Annotated in this window: 13 protein-coding genes and 2 pseudogenes; 7 read left to right on the forward strand and 8 right to left on the reverse strand. The window is 72.5% G+C overall.

From position 1 onward, the window contains the following. Positions 1–72: 72 nt before the first annotated feature. From ACZ7CF_RS29980 to ACZ7CF_RS30000, 5 genes and pseudogenes are all read right to left on the reverse strand, one after another. Positions 73–537 (reverse strand): annotated as a pseudogene (locus ACZ7CF_RS29980) (AAA family ATPase); the annotation flags it as partial. Positions 538–678: 141 nt separating this feature from the next. Continuing rightward, positions 679–2,241, reverse strand: coding sequence for a hypothetical protein (locus ACZ7CF_RS29985; RefSeq protein ID WP_470371139.1), 1,563 nt, complete (start codon positions 2,239–2,241; stop codon positions 679–681). Positions 2,242–2,397: 156 nt separating this feature from the next. Further along, positions 2,398–3,270 (reverse strand): helix-turn-helix domain-containing protein, encoded by an 873-nt coding sequence (locus ACZ7CF_RS29990; RefSeq protein WP_360392927.1) that lies wholly within the window; start codon positions 3,268–3,270, stop codon positions 2,398–2,400. Positions 3,271–3,416: 146 nt separating this feature from the next. Beyond that, positions 3,417–4,628, reverse strand: coding sequence for a S8 family peptidase (locus ACZ7CF_RS29995; RefSeq protein ID WP_470371140.1), 1,212 nt, complete (start codon positions 4,626–4,628; stop codon positions 3,417–3,419). A gap of 199 nt (positions 4,629–4,827) precedes the next feature. Beyond that, positions 4,828–5,412 carry a TetR/AcrR family transcriptional regulator gene (locus ACZ7CF_RS30000; RefSeq protein ID WP_470371141.1) on the reverse strand — a complete coding sequence of 195 codons (585 nt, stop codon included), beginning with the start codon at positions 5,410–5,412 and terminating at the stop codon, positions 4,828–4,830. A gap of 93 nt (positions 5,413–5,505) precedes the next feature. Here ACZ7CF_RS30000 and ACZ7CF_RS30005 point away from each other — a divergent pair, with 93 nt between their 5' ends. Continuing rightward, positions 5,506–6,540 (forward strand): NAD(P)-dependent alcohol dehydrogenase, encoded by a 1,035-nt coding sequence (locus ACZ7CF_RS30005; RefSeq protein ID WP_360392919.1) that lies wholly within the window; start codon positions 5,506–5,508, stop codon positions 6,538–6,540. 37 nt (positions 6,541–6,577) lie between these two features. Here the strand turns inward: ACZ7CF_RS30005 and ACZ7CF_RS30010 are convergent, their stop codons facing one another. Next, entirely contained in the window at positions 6,578–7,285 is a 708-nt protein-coding gene (locus ACZ7CF_RS30010) for a TetR/AcrR family transcriptional regulator (RefSeq protein ID WP_360392916.1), read from the reverse strand. 52 nt (positions 7,286–7,337) lie between these two features. Here ACZ7CF_RS30010 and ACZ7CF_RS30015 point away from each other — a divergent pair, with 52 nt between their 5' ends. From ACZ7CF_RS30015 to ACZ7CF_RS30035, 5 genes are all read left to right on the forward strand, one after another. After that, the gene (locus tag ACZ7CF_RS30015) at positions 7,338–8,771 is read left to right on the forward strand and encodes an MFS transporter (protein WP_470371142.1); all 1,434 of its coding nucleotides are present in this window, start codon (positions 7,338–7,340) and stop codon (positions 8,769–8,771) included. 78 nt (positions 8,772–8,849) lie between these two features. Beyond that, a complete protein-coding gene (locus tag ACZ7CF_RS30020; RefSeq protein WP_360392911.1) occupies positions 8,850–10,115 on the forward strand; it encodes a glycosyltransferase 87 family protein in 1,266 nt (421 codons plus the stop codon). Between the two features lie 84 nt (positions 10,116–10,199). Next, positions 10,200–10,754 carry an RNA polymerase sigma factor gene (locus ACZ7CF_RS30025; protein ID WP_360392908.1) on the forward strand — a complete coding sequence of 185 codons (555 nt, stop codon included), beginning with the start codon at positions 10,200–10,202 and terminating at the stop codon, positions 10,752–10,754. Continuing rightward, entirely contained in the window at positions 10,751–11,848 is a 1,098-nt protein-coding gene (locus tag ACZ7CF_RS30030) for a CU044_5270 family protein (RefSeq protein WP_360392905.1), read from the forward strand. The genes ACZ7CF_RS30025 and ACZ7CF_RS30030 overlap by 4 nt, the downstream gene beginning before the upstream one ends. Before the next feature lie 95 nt (positions 11,849–11,943). Beyond that, a complete protein-coding gene (locus ACZ7CF_RS30035) occupies positions 11,944–13,371 on the forward strand; it encodes a phenylacetate--CoA ligase family protein (RefSeq protein WP_470371143.1) in 1,428 nt (475 codons plus the stop codon). On the opposite strand, the gene ACZ7CF_RS30040 is transcribed toward ACZ7CF_RS30035, so the two are convergent. Then, positions 13,366–15,459 carry an ATP-binding protein gene (locus tag ACZ7CF_RS30040; RefSeq protein WP_470371144.1) on the reverse strand — a complete coding sequence of 698 codons (2,094 nt, stop codon included), beginning with the start codon at positions 15,457–15,459 and terminating at the stop codon, positions 13,366–13,368. The two genes, ACZ7CF_RS30035 and ACZ7CF_RS30040, sit on opposite strands and share 6 nt — an antisense overlap. Positions 15,460–15,796: 337 nt before the next feature. Then, positions 15,797–16,384, reverse strand: a pseudogene (locus ACZ7CF_RS30045) (glycosyltransferase family 87 protein); the annotation flags it as partial. A gap of 418 nt (positions 16,385–16,802) precedes the next feature. On the opposite strand from ACZ7CF_RS30045, the gene ACZ7CF_RS30050 reads away from it, so the two are divergent. Further along, positions 16,803–19,145 (forward strand): ATP-binding protein, encoded by a 2,343-nt coding sequence (locus tag ACZ7CF_RS30050; RefSeq protein WP_470371145.1) that lies wholly within the window; start codon positions 16,803–16,805, stop codon positions 19,143–19,145. The last annotated feature ends 115 nt before the right edge of the window (positions 19,146–19,260 follow it).

Raw genomic sequence — 19,260 nt, forward strand, 5'->3', positions numbered from 1 at the left:
GAACGTGATCACGACCGCCAGCCGCGCGGGCGGGTCGGACAGCAGGAACCGCAGGAACGCCAGCGTCGCCTCGTCGGCCCAGTGCAGGTCCTCGACGACGAGCACCGCCGGTCCCGCGACCGCGAGCACCTCGCGGACCGCCCGGAACAGCAGGTGCCGGTCGAACCGCGGGTCGGCGGCGGTGACCGGCGCCGGCAGCACGTCCGCGAGCTCCGGCACGACGGCCCGCAGCGCGGCGGTGACCGGCGACAGCCCGCCACCGGCCAGCACCCCGCGCAGCCCGCGCAACGCCTCCAGCACCGGCCCCAGCACGAACGGTTCCGGCGTGCGCTGGCACCGCCCGGTCAGCACGGTCGGCAGCACCGGCGCGACGGCCGCGACCAGCTCCCGCACCAGCCGGCTCTTGCCGACCCCCGCCTCGCCCTCCACCTGCACCAGCGCCGGTCTGCGCCCCACGACGGCGGCCCGCAGCAGGCCCAGCTCGGCGGCACGGCCCACCAGGGCCGCGGGGGTGGACGACGACTGGGCTCCTGGCATGTGGTCCCTCCGGACGAACGTGCGTTCACCGGTGTAGAGGCGCCCAGGGCCGGAACGGGATGCGCGGGAGCGGAATCCGCCGGAAACCCGGCAGCGCGGGACGCCGCCGTGAGCCCACCGGCGACGTCCCGCGCTCACCGCCTACGCGCTGCGGTAGTCGATCGTGTGCCGGTAGACGAGGTTGCGGGTCGACGCGGACACGTCCAGCCCGGCGGCGGGCCTGCGGGAGAGGAACCACTCGCGGAGGTTGCTGGTGCGGTTGCCGGCGAGGCTGTCGAACGTGCGCACCGGCCCGTTGTCGACCTCGCGCCACAGCCGGATCAGCGCGCCCGCCACCCTGGCCTCCACCTGGTCGCCGTTCTGCAGGTTGGTGGCCGAGGTCGGCTGGGACGGGTCGAACCAGCGGGTGTTCATCAGGTCGACCTCGACGCCGTTGACGTAGACGTACTTGCCGTCGCCCATGACGTAGCCGGCCAGTGCGTTGGCGAAGCCCTCGGTCCACCCGCAGTTCGTGCCGCTGACCCGGTTCGGGTAGTGCGGGCTGGGGCAGTCGTCCCGCGGCCACCACCCCTGGTGGAGCACGTCCATCAGCCCGTGCCCGGCCTCGTGGATGACGAGGTGCTCGGAGTCGGGGTCGGCGGCGGCCAGCTCGACGTGGCGGTCAGCGAGGGCGACGGAGTTGTCCCAGTGGGCGCCGACCGTGCTGTCCGGGTGCCACCAGAGGGAGAGCTTGCGGCAGGTCCCGGTCTCGGCACCGGTCCAGCACCGGCTCTGGCCGTGCACGCCCCACAGGCGGGTGATGGTGTCGAACGCCCGCCAGCCGCGCATCTGGAAGTCGGCGGGGGCGGTCGCGCCGAAGTCGACCTCGGTGCCGGTGGCGACCGAGGTCATGGCCGCGGTGTAGCTGGTGTAGGGCGTGCTGGTGGTGAACGGCCGCACCTGCCACAGGCCGGAGTCGGCGGTGAAGCGCACCCACACCTGGGACAGGGTGGTCGTGGCGGGGAAGCACACGCGGTACGAGCCGTCCTGGGCGCTGGTCAGGCCGGTGCCGTAGGTCGTGACCTGGCTGCCGGCCGTGGTGCGTCCCTCGATGCGCACACCGGCGTTGCGGACGGGCTTCCACGTGTTGTCCGGGGTGGCGTGGCTGTAGCTGCCCTTCGCGCAGACCTGGTTCGCCGCGGCCTGCGCGTTCTGGACCGCGGTCCGCGACACGGTGGCCATGTCGGCGCCGTCCGCACCGGCCCTGGACGCACCGGGCTGTCCGGCCACGGTGAGCGTCGCGGCGGAACGGGCGGGGCGCAGCCGGGCGTCGGTGCGCACGGTCGCCTCGACCTGGGCGGGACCCGCCTGCACGGCCGTGACGCCGAAGCGCACGGTCCGCTCGGCGGTCAGGCCGATCGACTGCTCGGCGACCGTGCCGAACCCGGCCGTGCGCGGTGCGGAGAGCCCGCCGCGGTCGGTCAGCCGCAACCCGGCCGGCAGCCGCACGACGAGCTGGGCCCGGTCGACGCGGGCCTTCGGGCGCAGGTGCAGGGTCGCGGTCGCGGACTCGCCGACGGCGGGCAGCCGGTCCAGCGCGAGCTCCGTGTCCACACAGGACTCGGGTGCCGGCGGGCACTCGGCGGCGGCGGCGGTCGCGGGCAGGGGGACGGCCAGCGCGGCCGCCGACGCGACCGCCAGGGCGGTGATGAGGTGGGGAACCATTGCAGGGGAGCCTTCCGGGCCTGGTCACACCGTTGTGACGACCGAAAGGATGAGTCGCGGGGCCCGCCGCGGCAATGACGTCGGGACGGCCTCGCCAATTGTGTGAAAAAGGTGCCGCCACGGCCGGGACGCGGCCTCAATGCTGTGAAAAACCGGTCACCAGTGCCAGCGGGTGCCGACCACGCACGGCCGCACGTCGTGGACGACCAGCGCGCTGGTGCCGGACGCGCCGACGTGCAGCGGCTCGGTGGTGTGCTCGGGTGCGGCCGGTCCGTCCTTGCGGAACGTGTGCCCGCCGGCCGGTGGGTCGCCTTCGAACCGGACCAGCTGCGCGTACTCGCCGACGGGACTGCGCAAGCGCCGGGAGTAGAACTCGACCGGCGGACCGGGCGGCGCGCACAGCCCGTACTCGACGACGGTGTGCTCGCCGGGTTTGAGCGGCCGGTCCAGCAGCAGCTCGGCCACGATCAGCCCGGAGGCGGCGTCGACCACCGTGCGGCCGACGCGGCAGAAGTCGACGGCCGTCAACGCGGGCGTGGTGCCCGGTTCGTCGGCCTCGTAGCGCACCAGGTACCGGTGGACGAGTCCGCTCAGCCCGCGCAGGACCACCCTGGACCGCACACCGCGTTCGGTGCGGTCGGCGCGCACGGTGAAGACGTCGTGCGCCGACACGAGCCCGCACCGGCCCTCGTCCGGGTCGTCGAGCTCGGCGACGAGCGGTGCGACGTGCGGGCTGTCCGGCCGGGTGACCCAGCGCCCGCGCGGGCGTGGCGCGCCCAGCAGCACGACCAGCGAGGCCGGTGGCAGGCCCAGCACCCGTTCCAGCAGCTGCACCGCGCGCAACGACTCCGGCCCCTCGGGGCGGCGGTGGCCGCGGCGCCAGTAGCTCAGGGTGGCGATGCCGATCTCGGTGCCCTGCTCGGCCAGCCGGTGGCGGACGCGGTCGAGCGTCAGCCCGCTGGCGGTGATCGCGGCGTCCAGCGCCTCGGCGAACGACGCGAGCCGTTCCCGGCCGACCTCCTGGGACATCACCGGCCTCCTGGAACTCGTCGTCCCGGTATGGTCGGCGGCTTCGTGCGGGAGTTCAAGTGCGGGATTTGCGATGTGGACGGTCGTGTGGTGGCACAGCGCCCGGCGAGTCCTGGTCTCGCCGGGCGCCGTGCGTTCAGGGGGTGTTACGCCGCGCCGTTGAGGAACGCGGTGTACAGCAGGGCGTTGGGCGAGCTGGACCCGATGCCCGTCAGGCGGTTGGTGGTCGCGTTGCGCACGAGCGCGTCACGCACCTGCGCCGGCGTGGCGGAGGTGTTGCGCGCCAGGTACAGCGCCGCCGCACCCGCCACGTGCGGCGAGGCCATCGACGTGCCCGACATCGTCGCCGTGCCGGTGGTGCTGGAGTAGGAGGCCGACACGATGTCCGTGCCCGGCGCCCAGATGTCCAGGCACGAGCCGTAGTTGCTGTCGAAGCGGCGCTCGTCCTCCCAGGTCGCGTTGCCGACGGTGACGGCAGCCGCGACCTTCTGCGGGCTGTAGTAGCAGGAGTCGTCGGTGGAGTTGCCCGCCGCCTGCACCCACTGCACGCCGCTGGCCACGACGGCCTTGACGGCGTTGTCGATGGCGGGGGTGTTGCACCGCTGGCGGCAGCCGATGCTGTAGTTGACCACCGCGGGCTTCACGGCGTTCTTGGCGACCCAGTCGGCGGCCGCGAGGATGTCGTCGTCGTAGGCGTCGCCCTTGCAGTTGAGCACGCGCATCGGCACGATCGTCGCCTTCTTGGCCACGCCGTACTTCGTGCCCGCCGCGGTGCCGGCGACGTGGGTGCCGTGGCCGTTGCAGTCCTGGGGCGTGCGGTCGTCGTCGACGTAGTCGTAGCCCGCCGCGATCCGGCCGGTGAACTCGCTGTGGCTCGCGTTGATGCCGCTGTCGAGGATGTAGATCCGCACGCCCTGGCCCGCGCTCGACGGGTAGCTGTAGCTCCTGTCGAGCGGGTAGTCACGCTGGTCGATCCGGTCCACGCCCCAGTTCGGCGTCGGCGTCTGGGTGTCCATCGTGGACATCCGGTTGACCTGCTGGACGTAGGCGACCTTCGGGTCCTTGGCGAGCTTCGCGGCCTGGGTCACCGACATGGTGGCGGAGTAGCCGTCGACCACCCGGTCGTAGGTCTTGCGCACCGTGCCGCCGTACCGCTGGACCATCGCCGCGGCCGAGGCGTCAACGTTGTCCTCGCCCTTGAACACCACGATGTAGCGGTCGGCCACGGCGTCCGAGGCACCCGCGTTCAGGATCGCGGGTCCGGCCGCGGGTTGCGATGCGGCGGTGCCGGCGGTCATCGCCACCACACCGGCCGCGGCGGCCGCGCAGGCGACCGCCCTCATGATTTTGTTGCGCATCGACGTGCACCTTTACTTCGCAGGGGATGCGGGTTCAGGGACCGCGGTGGTGACCGCGGTTGCTCCGCTCCACGAACGTAAAAGTGCGGTTGTGCAGCCGACAACACTCAAAGCTGCGGCCGGGACGACCACGTACCGCACCACCTACCGCTAACGGCGGGCGAACGACCGTTATCCGTTATCCGGTACGTGGACGGTCTTAGGGCGCTACCGCGCGGCGCACGCTGTCGCGCAGGAACGCCCGGCGCCGCTCGTGCTCCTCGGCGGCTTCGTCGGCGGTGGCCGCGTACACGTTGCTGACCGGCGACCACGCCATGGACATGGCGATCACCACGGCCATCACGTCGAACGGCTCGCCGGCGCGGACGAGCCCCGCGGCCTGCGCCTGCGCGATGGCCTCCAGCTTGCCCGCATCCACCCGGTCGGCGTCGGCGACGAGGTGGCCGGTGGGGCGGCGTTCCAGCCGGGCCCAGGTGGCGAGCCGGATCAGGTCGGGCCGCTCCAGGTACTCGTCGTACAGGCGCACGGCCCAGCCTGCGAGGTCGGTGGCGTCGATGGGGACGACGTCCATGATCCGCTCCAGCGACCCGGAGAAGATCGCGTCGAACAGCCCGTCCTTGCTGCCGAAGTAGCCGTAGAGCTGGGCCTTGTTCGTCCGTGCCGCGGCCACGACCCGCTCGATGCGGGCACCGGCGATGCCGTACTCGGCGAACTCGCGGGTGGCGACGTCGATGATGCGCTGCCGCGTGGCCTCGCCGCGGGCGGTCAACCGCTGGTCGGACATGGTGCCAGCCTACAGACAGAACAGTTGGTTTGCTTTACCGGACGCCTGGGGTTAGCATGAAATAGACAGAACAGTCTGTTTGGAGGAGAGCCCATGAGGACCACCACCGGCTGGCGGGCCCACGACGCGACCACGGTGCGCGCCGCCCCGATCCCCCGCCGCGACCTGCGTCGTGACGACATCGCGGTGCGCGTGGACCACTGCGGTGTCTGCCACACCGACCTGCACTCCCTGCGCGCCCACGACGGCGGGACCGTGCTGGTGCCCGGCCACGAGTTCACCGGCGTGGTCACCGAGACCGGCCAGGACGTGACCGCCTTCCGCGTCGGCGACCCGGTCGCGGTCGGCAACATCGTCGACTCGTGCGGCACGTGCCCGATGTGCCTGGCGGGCCAGGAGAACTTCTGCCGCGAGTTCCCCACGCTGACCTACGGCGGCACGGACCGGCACGACGGTTCGACGACGCTGGGCGGTTTCTCCCGCGAGTACGTCGTGCGCGAGAGCTTCGCCCATCCTCTGCCGCCCGGCCTGGACCCGGCCGCCGCCGCGCCGCTGCTGTGCGCGGGCATCACGGTGTGGGAACCGTTGCGCGCCTTGGGAGTCGGCCCCGGCACGCGGGTCGCGGTGAGCGGCCTGGGCGGCCTCGGCCACCTCGCCGTGAAGTTCGCGGCAGCCCTGGGCGCGGAGGTCGCGGTCGTGACCCGCTCGGCCGACCGCGCGACCGACGCCACCCGCCTCGGCGCGCACGACGTGGTCGTCTCCACCGACCCCGGGCAGATGGCCGCGGCCCGCGACCGCTTCGACGTCGTCCTCGACACCATTCCGGTCGCCCACGACCTGAGCCCGTACCTCGGCCTGGTCGCCCTGGACGGCACGCTCAGCCAGGTCGGGCACCTCGGCCCGATCACGGTCGAGGCGCTGGACCTGCTGGTGGGCCGCAAGAAGCTCAGCTCCGCCGGCAGCGGAGGCTTGGCCGCCACCGCCGCCATGCTGGAGTTCTGCGCCACCCACGGCATCACCGCCGACGTCGAGGTCCTGCCGTCGGCGCGGGTGAACGAGGCGCTGGACCGGCTGGCGCGCGGGGACGTGCGGTACCGGTTCGTGCTGGACCTGTCCGACCTGTCCTGAACCGGAGCACCGCGGCGAGATCGCGTCCGCCGGGTGGTCAGAGGCCGCGCAGCAGCAGCTCCAGGGCGAAGTCGAACCGGTCGTGGCCCTCGCCGGCGCCGATCTTGTCGGCGTGCTCGACGGTGTGCGGGAAACGGCTCATCGGCAGCATGCGCAGCCGCGCCAGGGCCTCGGCGCGGTCGACGACGCGCGTGTCCCGGCCGCCGTCGGGGTGCCGGCGCAGGGACGCCTCGACGGTGTAGGCGCTGACGTACAGCAGTGCCGCGTCGATCGTCCACGCCGCCGCCTGCGGGTCCACGCCGCCGGCCAGCAGGATGCCGAGCATGCCCTCGGTGATGCGGAGCGTGTCGAGGTTCTTCGGCGCGGCCGACAACGCGGCCTGCGCGATGCCGGGGTAGCGCAGGAACTCGTCGCGCAGCTGCCCGCAGACGTCGGCGAACTGGGCCCGCCACCGCTCGGCGTCCGGTGCGGGCAGCGCGACCCGCTTGCCCAGCGCGCCGATGAGCAGGTCGTCGAGCTCGGCCTTGTTGCGCACGTGCGCGTAGAGCGAGGCCGGACCGGTGTCGAGGGCGGCGGCGACCCGGCGCATCGTCAACGAGGCGTAGCCGTCGGTCTCCACGAGCCGCAGGGCCGTGTCGACGATGCGGCCGACCGTGATCGGTTCCTTGCGCGCCGCGGGCTGCTCGTCCAGTGCCGCGATCTGCGCCGCCCACTCGTCGCGTGCCGAGGCGCTCTTCCGGTTCATGGCACTCAGCCTACAGTTGACACGAACAGCGTTCGTAAGTAGAACAGTGTTCGTGTCAACCTCCACCGCGCAGCCCCGCCTGCGCTCCCCCGCTTCCCTGCGCGAGGCGTGGATCGCCCTCGCCGGACTGTCCGCCGTCTTCCTGTTCGAGATGCTCGACGGTTCGATCCTCACCGTCGCGCTGCCCACGATCGGCCGCGACCTGCACGCCTCGACGACCGCGCTGCAGTGGGTGTCGAACTCCTACGCCGTCGTGTTCGGCGGGCTGATGCTCGTGTTCGGTGCCGTGGCCGACCGGGTCGGGCGGCGCCGCGTGATGCTCGCCGGGCTCGTCCTGCTCGGTGCCGCGAGCCTCGCGACGCTCTTCGTCACGTCCGTGGGCGAGCTGGTCGCGGTGCGGTCGGTCATGGGCGTCGCGGCCGCGATGACCACACCCGGTTCGATCGCGCTGGCCTTCCGGCTGTTCCGCGCCGACGACCTGCGCGTCCGCGCGATGACGCTGATCTCCACGGTCGGTCTCGTCGGCCTGGCCATCGGCCCGCCGCTCGGCGGCGCCCTGCTGACCGTGGCGCCGTGGCAGGCGCTGCTGCTGGTCAACGTCCCGATCTCGGTGCTGGCGTTCGCCGGCATCGGCCGCGGCGTCGAGGCCGACACCGCGGCCGAGCTGCACCGCGACCCGGCGGACCTCCTCGGCGGCGTGCTCGGCACCGCGACCATCGTGCTCGCCCTGGTCGTGCCGACGTTCTTCGTCGAACGGGGCGCCTCGTCGTGGCTGCCGTGGACCGCCTCCGCCGCAACGGTCGTGGCAGCGGTTCTGTACGTCGTCCGCGCGCGCACGGCCAGCCATCCGTTGCTGGACCTCAAGCTCGTCGCACGGCCGCTGGTCGCCAGCGGTCTCGCGCACAAGGCGGCGACCGGGCTGGCGGCGGCCGGTCTCACCTACCTCGTGACGTTGCAGCTGCAGCTCGACTGGGGCTGGTCCCCCGCGCTCGCGGCGGCCGGGATGCTGCCGCAGGTCGTCGTGCTGATCGCCGGTGGCCCGCTGGTCACCCGGTTCGTGCGCGCGGTGGGCCTGGACCGGGCGGCGTGGCTCGGCGGGAGCTGCGTCGTGACGGGCCTCGCGGTGTACGCGCTGCTCGGGCGGCTCGGCTACGCGCCGGTCGCGGCCGCTCTCGTGCTCGTCGCCATCGGCATCCGCGTGGTCGGCGCGGTCGCGGGCGTGAACGTGCTGAAGGGCCTGCCGGAGAACCGGACCTCGATCGGTGCGGCGCTCGTCGACACCGCCTCGCAGGTCACCGCCGCCGCCGGGGTCGCCGTCAGCGGCACGGTGCTCGCGGTGCTGTTCGCGGGCGGCATCGCCCAGCCGGGGTGGAGTGCCGCGCAGACCGCGCAGTTCGAGCGGGCCGTCACGATCGGCGGTCTCGCGCTCACCGCCCTGTCGGCCGCCCTCGTCGGCTGGGGCTTCGTGCGCGCCCGGCGGGTGTGAACGGCGGACGTGAGCGGCGCTCGAGCCGGCCCCGAGAGCATGAGAGCGCTCTGGTCTCGGACGAGAGGGTGCACGCCGATGCTCAGCCCTGCCAAGCCCAGCACCACCGCCTCCCCCACCGCTCCCAGGGCGCGCTTCGCCCGCCCCGCGGCTCTCGTGGCAGCGGTCGTGGCCACCTCGGTCGCACTGGCGCTCGTCGCCCACGCCGTCTACACCCGCGACCCGTACTGGGGCCTGCGCTGGACGGTGGACCTCAAGGTGTACCTGGCCAGCGGGCAGGCGGTGCGCGACGGCCGGTCGCTCTACGACCTGGTGGTGCTGTCGCCGCTGTACGGGCCGATGTCCTACACCTACCCTCCGCTGGCCGCCGCCGCGATCTTCGCGCCGCTGTCGTTCCTGCCGGCCGGAGCGGCGGGCCTGCTGTGGAACACCGCGTCGCTGGCAGCGCTGGGCGCGGTGGTGTGGCTGACGGTGCGGATCGCGGGGGTCCGGCGGCACCGCGGCCTGCTCGTGGTCGCCGGTCTGGTCCTGGTGTCGTTGCTGCTGCCGGTGCGCGTGCAGCTGATCGCCGGGCAGATCAACGCGTTCCTGCTCCTGCTGGTGCTGCTGGACTTCCGCCCCGGCGCGGGGCGGTGGCGGGGTGTCGGCATCGGCATCGCGGCCGGGCTGAAGATCACGCCGTTGCTGTTCATCGGCTACCTGCTGGTGACCCGGCAGTGGGCGGCGGCCCGCACTGCGGCGCTGGCGTTCCTGGGCACGGTCGCGGCCGGTTTCCTCGTCGCACCGGGTGACTCGGCCCGGTACTGGGGTGGGCTGGTGCTGGAGTCGTCGCGGGTGGCCGACGTGTACGTGACGCCGAACCAGTCGTTGCCGGGCGCGCTGGCCAGGGCGCTGGGCACGGTGGGGTTCGACCGGTCGTGGTTGCCCGTGCTGGCGCTGGTGGCGGTCTGCGGCCTGGCGGTGGCCCGGTCCGCGCACCGCCGGGGGTCGGACTTCCTGGGGTTCTCGGCCGCGGCGGTCACCAGCCTGCTCGTGTCACCGGTGAGCTGGGAGCACCACTGGGTCTGGGTGGTGCCGCTGCTGGTGTGGCTGGCGGCCCACGCGCACCTGCGGCGGTCGCCGGGCCTGGCGGTGCTCACCGCCGTGGTGTTCGTGGTGTTCGCCGTGCGGTGGTTCGCGCTGCTCGACGTGCCGGAGGTGCCGCCGCTGTCCGGCGGGCTGACGGTGTGGCAGCAGCTCGCGGCGGGGCTGTGGCCGCTGACCGGTCTGCTGCTCCTGCCGGTCGTGCTGGCCGCGGCCCGCGCACCGGCGCTGAGCAGCACACCCGCGGCGCGGGCGGTATAACGTCCACTCCGGACTCATCAGCGCGCAGTGGTGACGGCGGTCACAGTTCGGGGACGCTCGGGGCCGGAGCGGACAAGTACCAGCGTGACCAAGCCCAAGGAGCGCGCCGTGGACGGCAGCAGGCCGGACCTCGACGGTGAGGACCCGGCCGCCGCGTTCACCGCGCTCTTCGACACCCATGCCCCTGCCCTGCGCGGCTACCTGGCGGGCCGCGTCGGGCTCGACACCGCCGACGACCTGGTCGCGGAGACGTTCCTCGTGGCCCTGCGCAGGCGCGGCGCCTACGACCCGGCCCAGGCGCCGGTGCGCGGCTGGTTGTACGGCATCGCGACGAACCTGCTGCGCAACCACGTGCGCACGGAGCTGCGCGGTTACCGGGCGACCGAACGGCTGCACACCGAGACCGAGCACTCCCACGACGCACAGGTCGCCGCCAGGGTGGACGCCCAGCGCCAGCTCGCGCGGGCGTTGCCGAGGCTGTCCGCGCAGGAGCGGGACCTGCTGCTGCTGACGTCCTGGGCCGGGCTGGACCCGTCCGAGGTCGCGACCGCGCTGAACCTGCCTGCCAGCACGGTCCGCTCACGCCTGCACCGCGTGCGCACGAAACTGCAGGCACTGCTCACAGGGGAGTCGTCATGACCGAGTTGGACGAAGCACTGGACCTGCTGCACCGGGCCGACCGCACGAGCACCCGCCCGCTCGACGCCGTGCGCGCCAGGGTCGTCGAAGCCGCGGCCACGGGCACCGTGGTCCCGCTGCGCCGCCGCAAGCTGCTACCGGTGACCGTCGCCGCGGCCGCCGTGGCACTCGTCGCCGCGGGGGTGGTCGTGGTCCACGACACCGACGCACCGTCCCAGGCACCGCCCGCCGCCGCACCCCCGGTGTCCGCGTCGCCGAGCCCCACCGAACAGCAGGTGGCGCTGCTGTCCGCGGCCGAGCTGCTCGACGACGCGGCGGGCAAGATCACGCCGGTCGACCAGCCGGTCGGGCCCGGCCAGTACCGCCTCATCACCGAGCACGGCACGTACGCGCGCGGCATGATGTTCGGGTCCTCTGTGGACAACCCGCAGCCGATGAGGGGCGCCACCTACGCGGTGGAGCTGACCTACCAGACGTGGATCCCCGCGGACGTCACGCAGGAGTGGGTCAACCGCCGCACCCAGAACGGTGAGGCGAAGTGGCTGGGCGGCAACGTCCCGCAGTCCGAGGCGCCTTACACCAACCAGGACACCGACACCGGCGAGCGCCGCGGCAAGTGCGGTGACTTCTTCCCGAAGTCCCAGCCGCGCAAGGTGTGCGGCGACCCGACCGACTGGGACTCGCCCGCGTTCTACGCCGCGCTGCCGCGTGACCCGGCGGCGCTGTACGAGTGGCTGCGCAGCACCACGAGCCAGCGCGGTTCGACGCCCGCGGCCATGTTCGCCAAGGCCACCGAGATCCTCCGCGCCGGCCTGATGCCCGCGGACCTGCGCGCCGGCTGGTACCGCGCCATCGCGAAGATCGACGGCGTCACGGTCTCCCCGCAGAAGGTGACCATGGACGGCCGCACCGGCGTCGGCATCACGCTGACGGACCGGCACGAGCGCGTGGAGCTCGTCATCTCCCCGGAGACGGGCGACTTCATCGGCGACCGCAGGCTCACCGGTCCCGGCAGCGAGTACACCTGGCTGCCCGAGGGCACGGTGCTGACCTCGACGGCGATCACGACGAAGGTCGTCGACAGCGTCGGCTGAGCCGGTGGCTCGGGAAGGCCGGTCGCGGTTTCCGCGGCCGGCCTCCGCCCGTGCCGGGCACGCGCACCGAACCGCCGTCTGGCAAGGTCGGGACCATGAGTGATCGGCAGGCCCGTGTGCTCCGCGCGTTCGAGACGTTCTTCGCCCCGGCGGCGGAGGCGTCCCCGTCCTGGGTGCTGGACCTGTTCCGCCGCACCGCCACCATCGTGCCCGCCTACCGGGACTTCCTGGCCGAGCACGGGATCGAGCCGGAGTCCGTGCAGGCGTTCGCGGACTTCCAGCGCCTGCCGCTGACGGAGAAGGCGAACTACCACCAGCGCCACCCGCTGCCCGACCTGTGCCGCGACGGCACCCTCGCGGCCTGCGACATGATCGCCGTCTCGTCCGGTTCCAGCGGCCGGCCGACGATCTGGCCGCGGTCGCTGGAGGACGAGCTGCACGTGGCCCGCCGCTTCGAGCAGGTGCTCGTCGACGGCTTCGGCGCGGACGAGCGCAGCACGCTGGCGGTCGTGTGCTTCCCGCTCGGCACGTGGGTCGGCGGCCTGTTCACGCAGGCGTGCGTGCGCCACCTGGCCGCGAAGGGCTGCCCCATCACGGTGGTGGCGCCGGGCAACAACAAGGCGGAGGTCCTGCGCGTCCTGCCCGAGCTCGCACCGCACTTCGAGCAGACCGTCCTGCTCGGCTACCCGCCGTTCGTCAAGGACGTGGTCGACTCCGGCACCGACTGGTCGTTCGACGTGAAGCTGGTGCTGGCCGGCGAGGTCTTCAGCGAACAGTGGCGCGACCTGGTCGCCACCAGGGCCGGCATCGCGGACCCGGTGCACGACATCGCCGCGCTCTACGGCACCGCCGACGCGGGCGTGCTCGGCACCGAGACCGCGCTGTCGGTGGGCATCCGCCGCTTCCTCGCCCACCGCCCCGACCTGGCGCGGCTGGTGTTCGGCGACCCGCGCCTGCCGACCCTGGTGCAGTACGACCCCGCCAGCCGCTTCTTCGAGGTCGTCGACGACACCCTCGTGTTCACCGCGGACGGCGGAATCCCGTTGGTGCGCTACCGCATCGGCGACGAGGGCGGCCTCCTCCCCCACGCCGAACTGCTCGCGCTGTGCGCCGAACACGGCTTCACACCCCCCGACGGCCCGCCGCTGCCGTTCGTCTACGTGTTCGGGCGCTCGCTGTTCACGGTGTCGTTCTTCGGGGCGAACGTGTACCCGGAGAACGTGACGGTGGGGCTGGAACAACCGGAGATCAGCGCGACGGTGACAGGGAAGTTCGTGATCGAGTCAGTGGAGGACGCGGACCGCGACCGGTCGCTGCGGATCACGGTGGAGGTCGCGCCAGGCGCGACCGCCGACGCACCCGCGATCGCGCAGTCGGTGCGGGCGCAGCTGCTGCGGCTCAACAGCGAGTTCGCGAACTACGTGCCGGTGGAGCGGCAGCTGCCGGAGGTGGTGCTGCGACCGGCCGGGGACCCGGAGTACTTCCCGGTGGGGGTGAAACACCGCTACACGCGCCCCTCATAGCCTGCTCCGCACCTCGGCGAGATCCTGCAGGCACATGGTGTGCACAGAACCGGAGTCGTACTCGGGACACAGGGCGACCGCCCTCTGGAGCACCTCGACCGCTTCCTGGAGACGCCCCGCGTCTCGGTACGCACGACCGAGCAGACTGAGCTTGTAGGCCTGGGCAAGGGGATGCCGCACGCGGCCTTGCGCCCGAACCAGGCCCAGAGCGCTTTCATGGCACTGGATCGCCTCTTCCAGGCGACCCAGCCCCCGGCAAGCCTCACCGCGGTTGCTCAGGAGGTTGTCCTCGTAGTGGTCGATCTGCTCCAAAGCAGCCTGCTCCTGCTGCTCGCACCACTCCAGCGACTCGTTCCACCTGCCCAGCTCACCGCTCGTGCCGGCGAGGTTCCCCAGCAGGGTGGGCAACCAACCCGCGTAGCCGATGTCCCGGGCCACCTCCAGTCCTTGCAGCAAGAGCTCACGAGCACGTTCGAGCCGACCTGCTTGTCTCAACGGGAAACAGATGTTGTTGAGGGTGACGCACTCCCCGTGCCGGTCCCCGTGCGCACGCCGCAGGTCCAGGGCCCGGCTGTGACAGGCGAAGGACTCCTCGTGCTGCTGTTTCTGGGCGAACAGAATTCCCAGGCTGTTCAGGACCTCGGCCTCGGCCCAGGTGTCACCCAGGAGCGTGGCGGCGTCCAACCCGATGTGGGTGGCGGTGTGCCATTCCTCCCAGCGGTGTGTGTTCATGTAGTAGCGCGTCAGCAAGGCCGGCAGCTGCCAAGCCGGCCCGTTCACGCCGCTGTCGTGTGCGCGTCGTGTGACCGCGACCAGGTTCGCGTGCTCGTCTGCGATCCACGCCAGCGCCTCCTCCCTGGAGCGGAACCTCGACGGCACGACCCTTGCCGGCAACGGATCCGGTGTGAGAAGTCGGTAGTGCGGGTCCAGCACCCGTTGTGTGTTCGCGACGGTGTGCACGTACCAGCCGGCCACGCGCGCAAACGCTTCACGTTGCTCGGCAACGGTTTCGTCCCGGCGCGCACACTCGGCCGCGTAGAGCCGCACGAGGTCGTGGAACCGGTAACGCCGACCGTGCGCCTCCAGCAGGTGCGCTCCGACCAGCCGTTGCAACGACCGCCGAGCCTCACCGCCGACGAGTGCGTCAACGGCGGCGGCACTGATGTCCGGTCCCGGGTGCAAGCCGAGCAAACGGAAGGTCCGCGCGTCCTCTGCGGACAACGCGCGGTACGACGAAGCGAAGACGGCCCGCACCGCGCTGGGGTCCGGCGACAACGCCTCGAGCCGTGACTGCTCGTCCGCCAGCTCCGCGACGAGGTCCGGCAGTGGCACGTTCGAGGCGGCGGCCCGTTCCGCGATGATCCGCAACGCCAGCGGCAGCCGCCCGCACAGCTCGGCGAGGTTCTCGAGCGCCGCCACCGGCATGTCGTGCAGCTCGGCGGCCAGGAGCTCGACCGCCTCGCCGAGCGGCAGCACGTCCACGGTGACGCGGTGGGCTCCCTCGCGTGCCACGAGGCTCGACAACGCGCTGCGGCTCGTCACCACGACGCGGCAGAGGTTGCTCCCGGGCAACAGCGGACGCACCTGGTCCGCGGTCGCCGCGTTGTCGAGCACGATCAGGACCCGGCGGTCGGCGAGCAGCGACCGGTACAACCGCTGGCGGGCTTCGAGGTCGATCGGGATGTGCGCGTCGGGCACGTTGAGGGCGCGCAGGAAGCCTTCGAGCACCAGCCCCGGTTCCGCGGACGGTTCGACGGGGTCGTACCCCCGCAGGTTCGTGTACAGCTGGCCGTCCGGGAAGCGGTCCTGGACCCGGTGCGCCCAGTGCACCGCGAGCGCTGTCTTGCCCACCCCTCCCGCTCCGGCGAGCGCGGAGATGACCAGCGCACGCCCGTCGGCCTCCAACAGCCGGTCGAGCCGGTCGAGGTGTTCCGCGCGGCCTGCGAATCCCCGCACGTCGCACGGCAGTTCCCGCGGTACCGGCAACGCGGGCGACGAGCCGTGCACGTGCACGTTCCCGGCCTGCACCACGGTCCTGACGTCGCCGTGCACCGTGTTGTGCGTCAAGTTGTCCGGCTTCTCGGCCATCCGAGAACCATACGCACCCGAACAATCGGCCGGTCGACGTGGCCGCGTGGCCGCAACCCGTGCTCAGCTTCACCGCGGCTGTGGTCGGGGTGGCGACGATCCGCGACCGGTACGCCAGCACGCTCAACGCCACAGCCGCCAGCGCCACATAACCGTCAACCTCGTGCACAGGAATCATGAACACCGCGGTGACGATGACGAACATCGGCCAATGACCGCGCAGCGCGAGCAACAACAACACAGGCACGCACCACACCCAGTGGTGCAGCCACGAGACCGGGGACGCCAACAGGCCGGCGGCCGCGATGACGAACAACGCGACGACGTCGTCATCGGAGCGCCACGCCACGAACGCCGCCGCGGCCACGGCGACGACCGACAGCGCCACCCACAGCAGCGACCGGGTGCCGGACTCCAGGCCGAGGCCGCGCAGCAGCCCCTGGATCGACTGGTTCGTCTGCAGCGCGACACCGCTGATCCGTTCGGGGTTCACCATCGCGTGGAACCAGAACTGCACCGAGTCGCGCGGCGCCACCAGAAAGCCCACCACGGCCAGGCCGGCGGAGGTGGCGGCGGCGGTCAGCGCTGCCCGCCAGTCGCGGCGGACGAGGAAGTACAGCACGAAGATCAGCGGTGTCAGCTTGACCGCCGCCGCCACGCCGACCAGCGCGCCGCGGAAGCGACGGTCCGTGACCGCCAGGCAGTCGACCACGACCAGGCCCAGCAGCAGGAGGTTGATCTGGCCGTAGCCGAACGTCGACTCCACCGGGTCCAGCGCCAGCGCGGCGATCGGCGCGACCGGGCCGAGCGTCCACCGCAGGCCGGGCCGCACCCGGCCCGCGACGGTGACGCACACGGCGGTCAAAGCGACGAAGCCCGCGGTCAGCAGAAGCGGGTTCAGCGCCCACCCCGGAACAAAGCTCATCGCACTGAACGACACGGCCGCCAGCGGCGGGTAGGTGAATGGCAGCCCCGGGTCGAGTGGCGGGCCGGTGAACCCGGAGTAGAGCGGATTGCCCGTCAGCCAGGCGAGGCCGCCGAGCCGGTACACGTCGAGGTCGATCGGGTAGTGGCCGTGCCAGCGGATCAGCAGCCCGACCAGCGCCAACACCCACGCCAGACCCACCACCGGACGAATTCGGTGATTTTCTGCACGCTGGAGCAACCCATTGAACTCTGACACGTCTTTTCCCCGGTTCGAACAAAGAAGAACGATTACCCCGACGCTATCCGCGGAATGCGCGCACCACCTTGACGATTGACCGGCAGAACCTCCGGAAGAAATTCTCACCGAAGCGACGAGGACGCGAACGAGAACTGCCGGGTCGTGGCAACATGGCCCGGTGAGCTCGTTCGGGGACTTCCTGCGCTTCTACCGATCCCGCGTGCCGCTGACCCAGGAGGAGCTGGCGGACCGCACCGGGCTCAGCATGCGCGCGATCAGCGACATGGAACGCGGCCGGACGCTCACCCCGCAGTCACGCACGGTGCAGCTGCTCGTGAGCGGGCTCGGGCTGGCCGGGGACGAGGCCGCCGAGTTCGCGGCGCTCGCGCGGGCAGGGCGGGTGCCGGAGGCGGAGGTCCGGCCGGAGCCGCCCAGCGCGGTGCTGTCGGCGGCGAGCCTGCCGCCGGTGCTGCTGGAGCTGACCGGCCGGGAGGCCGAGCAACGGGCCGTGGACGGGTTCGCGCGCGAGGCGGAGTCGTCGGCGCTGGTGCAGATCGCGGTGCTGCACGGGCCGCCGGGCGCGGGCAAGACGGCGCTCGCGGTCGACGCGGCGCACCGGCTGGGCGCGCGGTTCCCGCACGGCGCGGTGTTCCTGGACCTGCGCGGGATGGACGCCGAGCCGTTGTCACCGGGGCGGGCCGCGCACCGGTTGCTGCGGTCGTTCAACGTCGACGAGCGGCAGATCCCCGCGGACCCCGAGGACCGGCTGTCGCTGTACCACTCGTTGTTGCGGGACCGGACGGTGCTGCTGGTGCTCGACAACGCCGCCGGCGAGGCCCAGGTGCGGCCGCTGATCGCGTCGAGCCCCGGCACGATGGTGCTCGTGACCAGCAGGAACACGCTTACCGGCCTGGACGCGCGGCACCGGCTCGCGGTGGACCTGCTGCCGCTGGAGCGGTCCGTCGCGCTGCTGCGCGCGGTGGCGGGCGACCGGGTGGACACCGAGCCCGAGGCGGCCCAGCGCGTGGCGGAGCTGTGCGGGGGCATGCCGCTGGCGCTGCTCATCGCGGGCAACCGGCTGGCCAGCAGGCCACAGTGGACGGTCGAGCACTTCGCGACGCAGCTGGCCGACGAACGGCGGCGGCTGTCGTTGCTCAAGGCGGGCGACCTGCAGGTGCGCACGGCGTTCGAGAACTCCTACCACCAGCTCAGCCCGGACGCGGCACGGCTCTTCCGCAGGCTGGCGCTGGTCCCGGGGCCGGACACGAGCGTGGAGCTGGCCGCGGTGGTGGCCGGCGAGGACGGCGGGCACGGCGCCGAGGAGGTGCTGGAGGAGCTGGCCGACGCGAGCCTGCTGGGGGTCAGCGAGACGCCCGGCCGCTACCGGCGGCACGACCTGCTGCGGGTGTTCGCCGCCGAACGGCTGGAGCTCGACGAGGACCCCGCCGTGGTGCGCGAGCTGAGCACCCGGCTGCGGCACTCGCTGCTCGACATCGCCACGACGGCCGCGCGCCACTTCGACCACGACGACCCGCCGGTGCGCTCGGAGTCGTTGCCCGACAAGGAGTCCGCGGGCCGGCGGCTGGTGATGGAGCTGGAGCACTGGCGCGGTGCGCTGCGGTCGGCGGCCCGGCTCGGCGAGCACGAGCGGGTGCTCGCACTGGCGCAGGCGATGCACTGGTACTCGGACCTGCACGGGGTCGGCGAGCTGTGGCGTGAGGTGTTCCAGGCGGGAGCGGACGCGGCGCGCGCGTTGGGCACCCCGCGGGACACGGTGGAACAGTTGAACTACCTGGCGTGGGCGCAGTACGCGTTGTGCGGGCAGCCGCGAGAGGCGTTGGTGGCGCACGAGCAGGCGGCGGCGATCGAGGTCGACGACACGGTCACGCAGGCGTGGACGTGGTACTACGGCTCGGCGATCCTGCGGCGCAACGGGGAACCGCGGCGGGCGGTCGAGCTGGGGCGGCGCGCGCTCGCGTTGTTCGAGGAGGCCGGGTACCCGATCGGCGAGAACCTGGCGTTGTCGTTGCTGGGCCTCATGCTGCACGGCACCGGTGAGCTCGGCGAGGCGGTCGAGGTGCAGCGGCGCAGCGTCGAGCAGCACCGCGCGGCCGGCGGCGACGAGGAGCTGCTGGCGATGATGCTCATCCGGCTCGCGACCAGCCTGGCCGCCACGGGCGACGTGGACGGGGCGCTGGAGTTGCTGAACGAGGCGGAGTCGTTGTTCTCCAGGCACGGCACGACCGCCGGGGTCGCGCGGGTGCGGCATAACCGCGGTCTGGTGCTGATGGACGCGGGCCGGCTCGGCGAGGCGCGCGAGCAGCTGCTGTCGGCGCTGGACGAGGCCCGGCTGTCCGACCACCGGATCGAGGTCATGGCGCGACTGGCGGAGCTCGCCGACGTGGCCGGTGACGCCGCGCAGGCGCGCGAGCTGCGGGTGCGGGCGCTGGCCGAATGCGACCGCTACGACACGCCCGCCGTGCGCGCGATGGCCGCCAAGCTGACCGCCGACCTGGCCTGAGCAGGGGCACGGCCGGTCCGCCAGAGGAACAAGACCCGTCTTCGGCACTGGGGATCGGGCCGCGGCGCCCGGTGAACAGGACCGCCGTCCCGCGATGTGGATCGTGCCCCGACGG

It is taken from the genome of Lentzea sp. NPDC036955 (assembly GCF_055608005.1).

What these genes read in the sequence shown, in the direction of transcription:
- ACZ7CF_RS29995 (WP_470371140.1), bottom strand. Translation starts at nt 4,628, where the DNA reads ATGCGCAACAAAATCATGAGGGCGGTCGCCTGCGCGGCCGCCGCGGCC.
- ACZ7CF_RS29990 (WP_360392927.1), bottom strand. Translation starts at nt 3,270, where the DNA reads ATGTCCCAGGAGGTCGGCCGGGAACGGCTCGCGTCGTTCGCCGAGGCG.
- ACZ7CF_RS30000 (WP_470371141.1), bottom strand. Translation starts at nt 5,412, where the DNA reads ATGTCCGACCAGCGGTTGACCGCCCGCGGCGAGGCCACGCGGCAGCGC.
- ACZ7CF_RS29985 (WP_470371139.1), bottom strand. Translation starts at nt 2,241, where the DNA reads ATGGTTCCCCACCTCATCACCGCCCTGGCGGTCGCGTCGGCGGCCGCG.
- ACZ7CF_RS30005 (WP_360392919.1), top strand. Translation starts at nt 5,506, where the DNA reads ATGAGGACCACCACCGGCTGGCGGGCCCACGACGCGACCACGGTGCGC.
- ACZ7CF_RS30040 (WP_470371144.1), bottom strand. Translation starts at nt 15,459, where the DNA reads ATGGCCGAGAAGCCGGACAACTTGACGCACAACACGGTGCACGGCGAC.
- ACZ7CF_RS30020 (WP_360392911.1), top strand. Translation starts at nt 8,850, where the DNA reads ATGCTCAGCCCTGCCAAGCCCAGCACCACCGCCTCCCCCACCGCTCCC.
- ACZ7CF_RS30030 (WP_360392905.1), top strand. Translation starts at nt 10,751, where the DNA reads ATGACCGAGTTGGACGAAGCACTGGACCTGCTGCACCGGGCCGACCGC.
- ACZ7CF_RS30035 (WP_470371143.1), top strand. Translation starts at nt 11,944, where the DNA reads ATGAGTGATCGGCAGGCCCGTGTGCTCCGCGCGTTCGAGACGTTCTTC.
- ACZ7CF_RS30010 (WP_360392916.1), bottom strand. Translation starts at nt 7,285, where the DNA reads ATGAACCGGAAGAGCGCCTCGGCACGCGACGAGTGGGCGGCGCAGATC.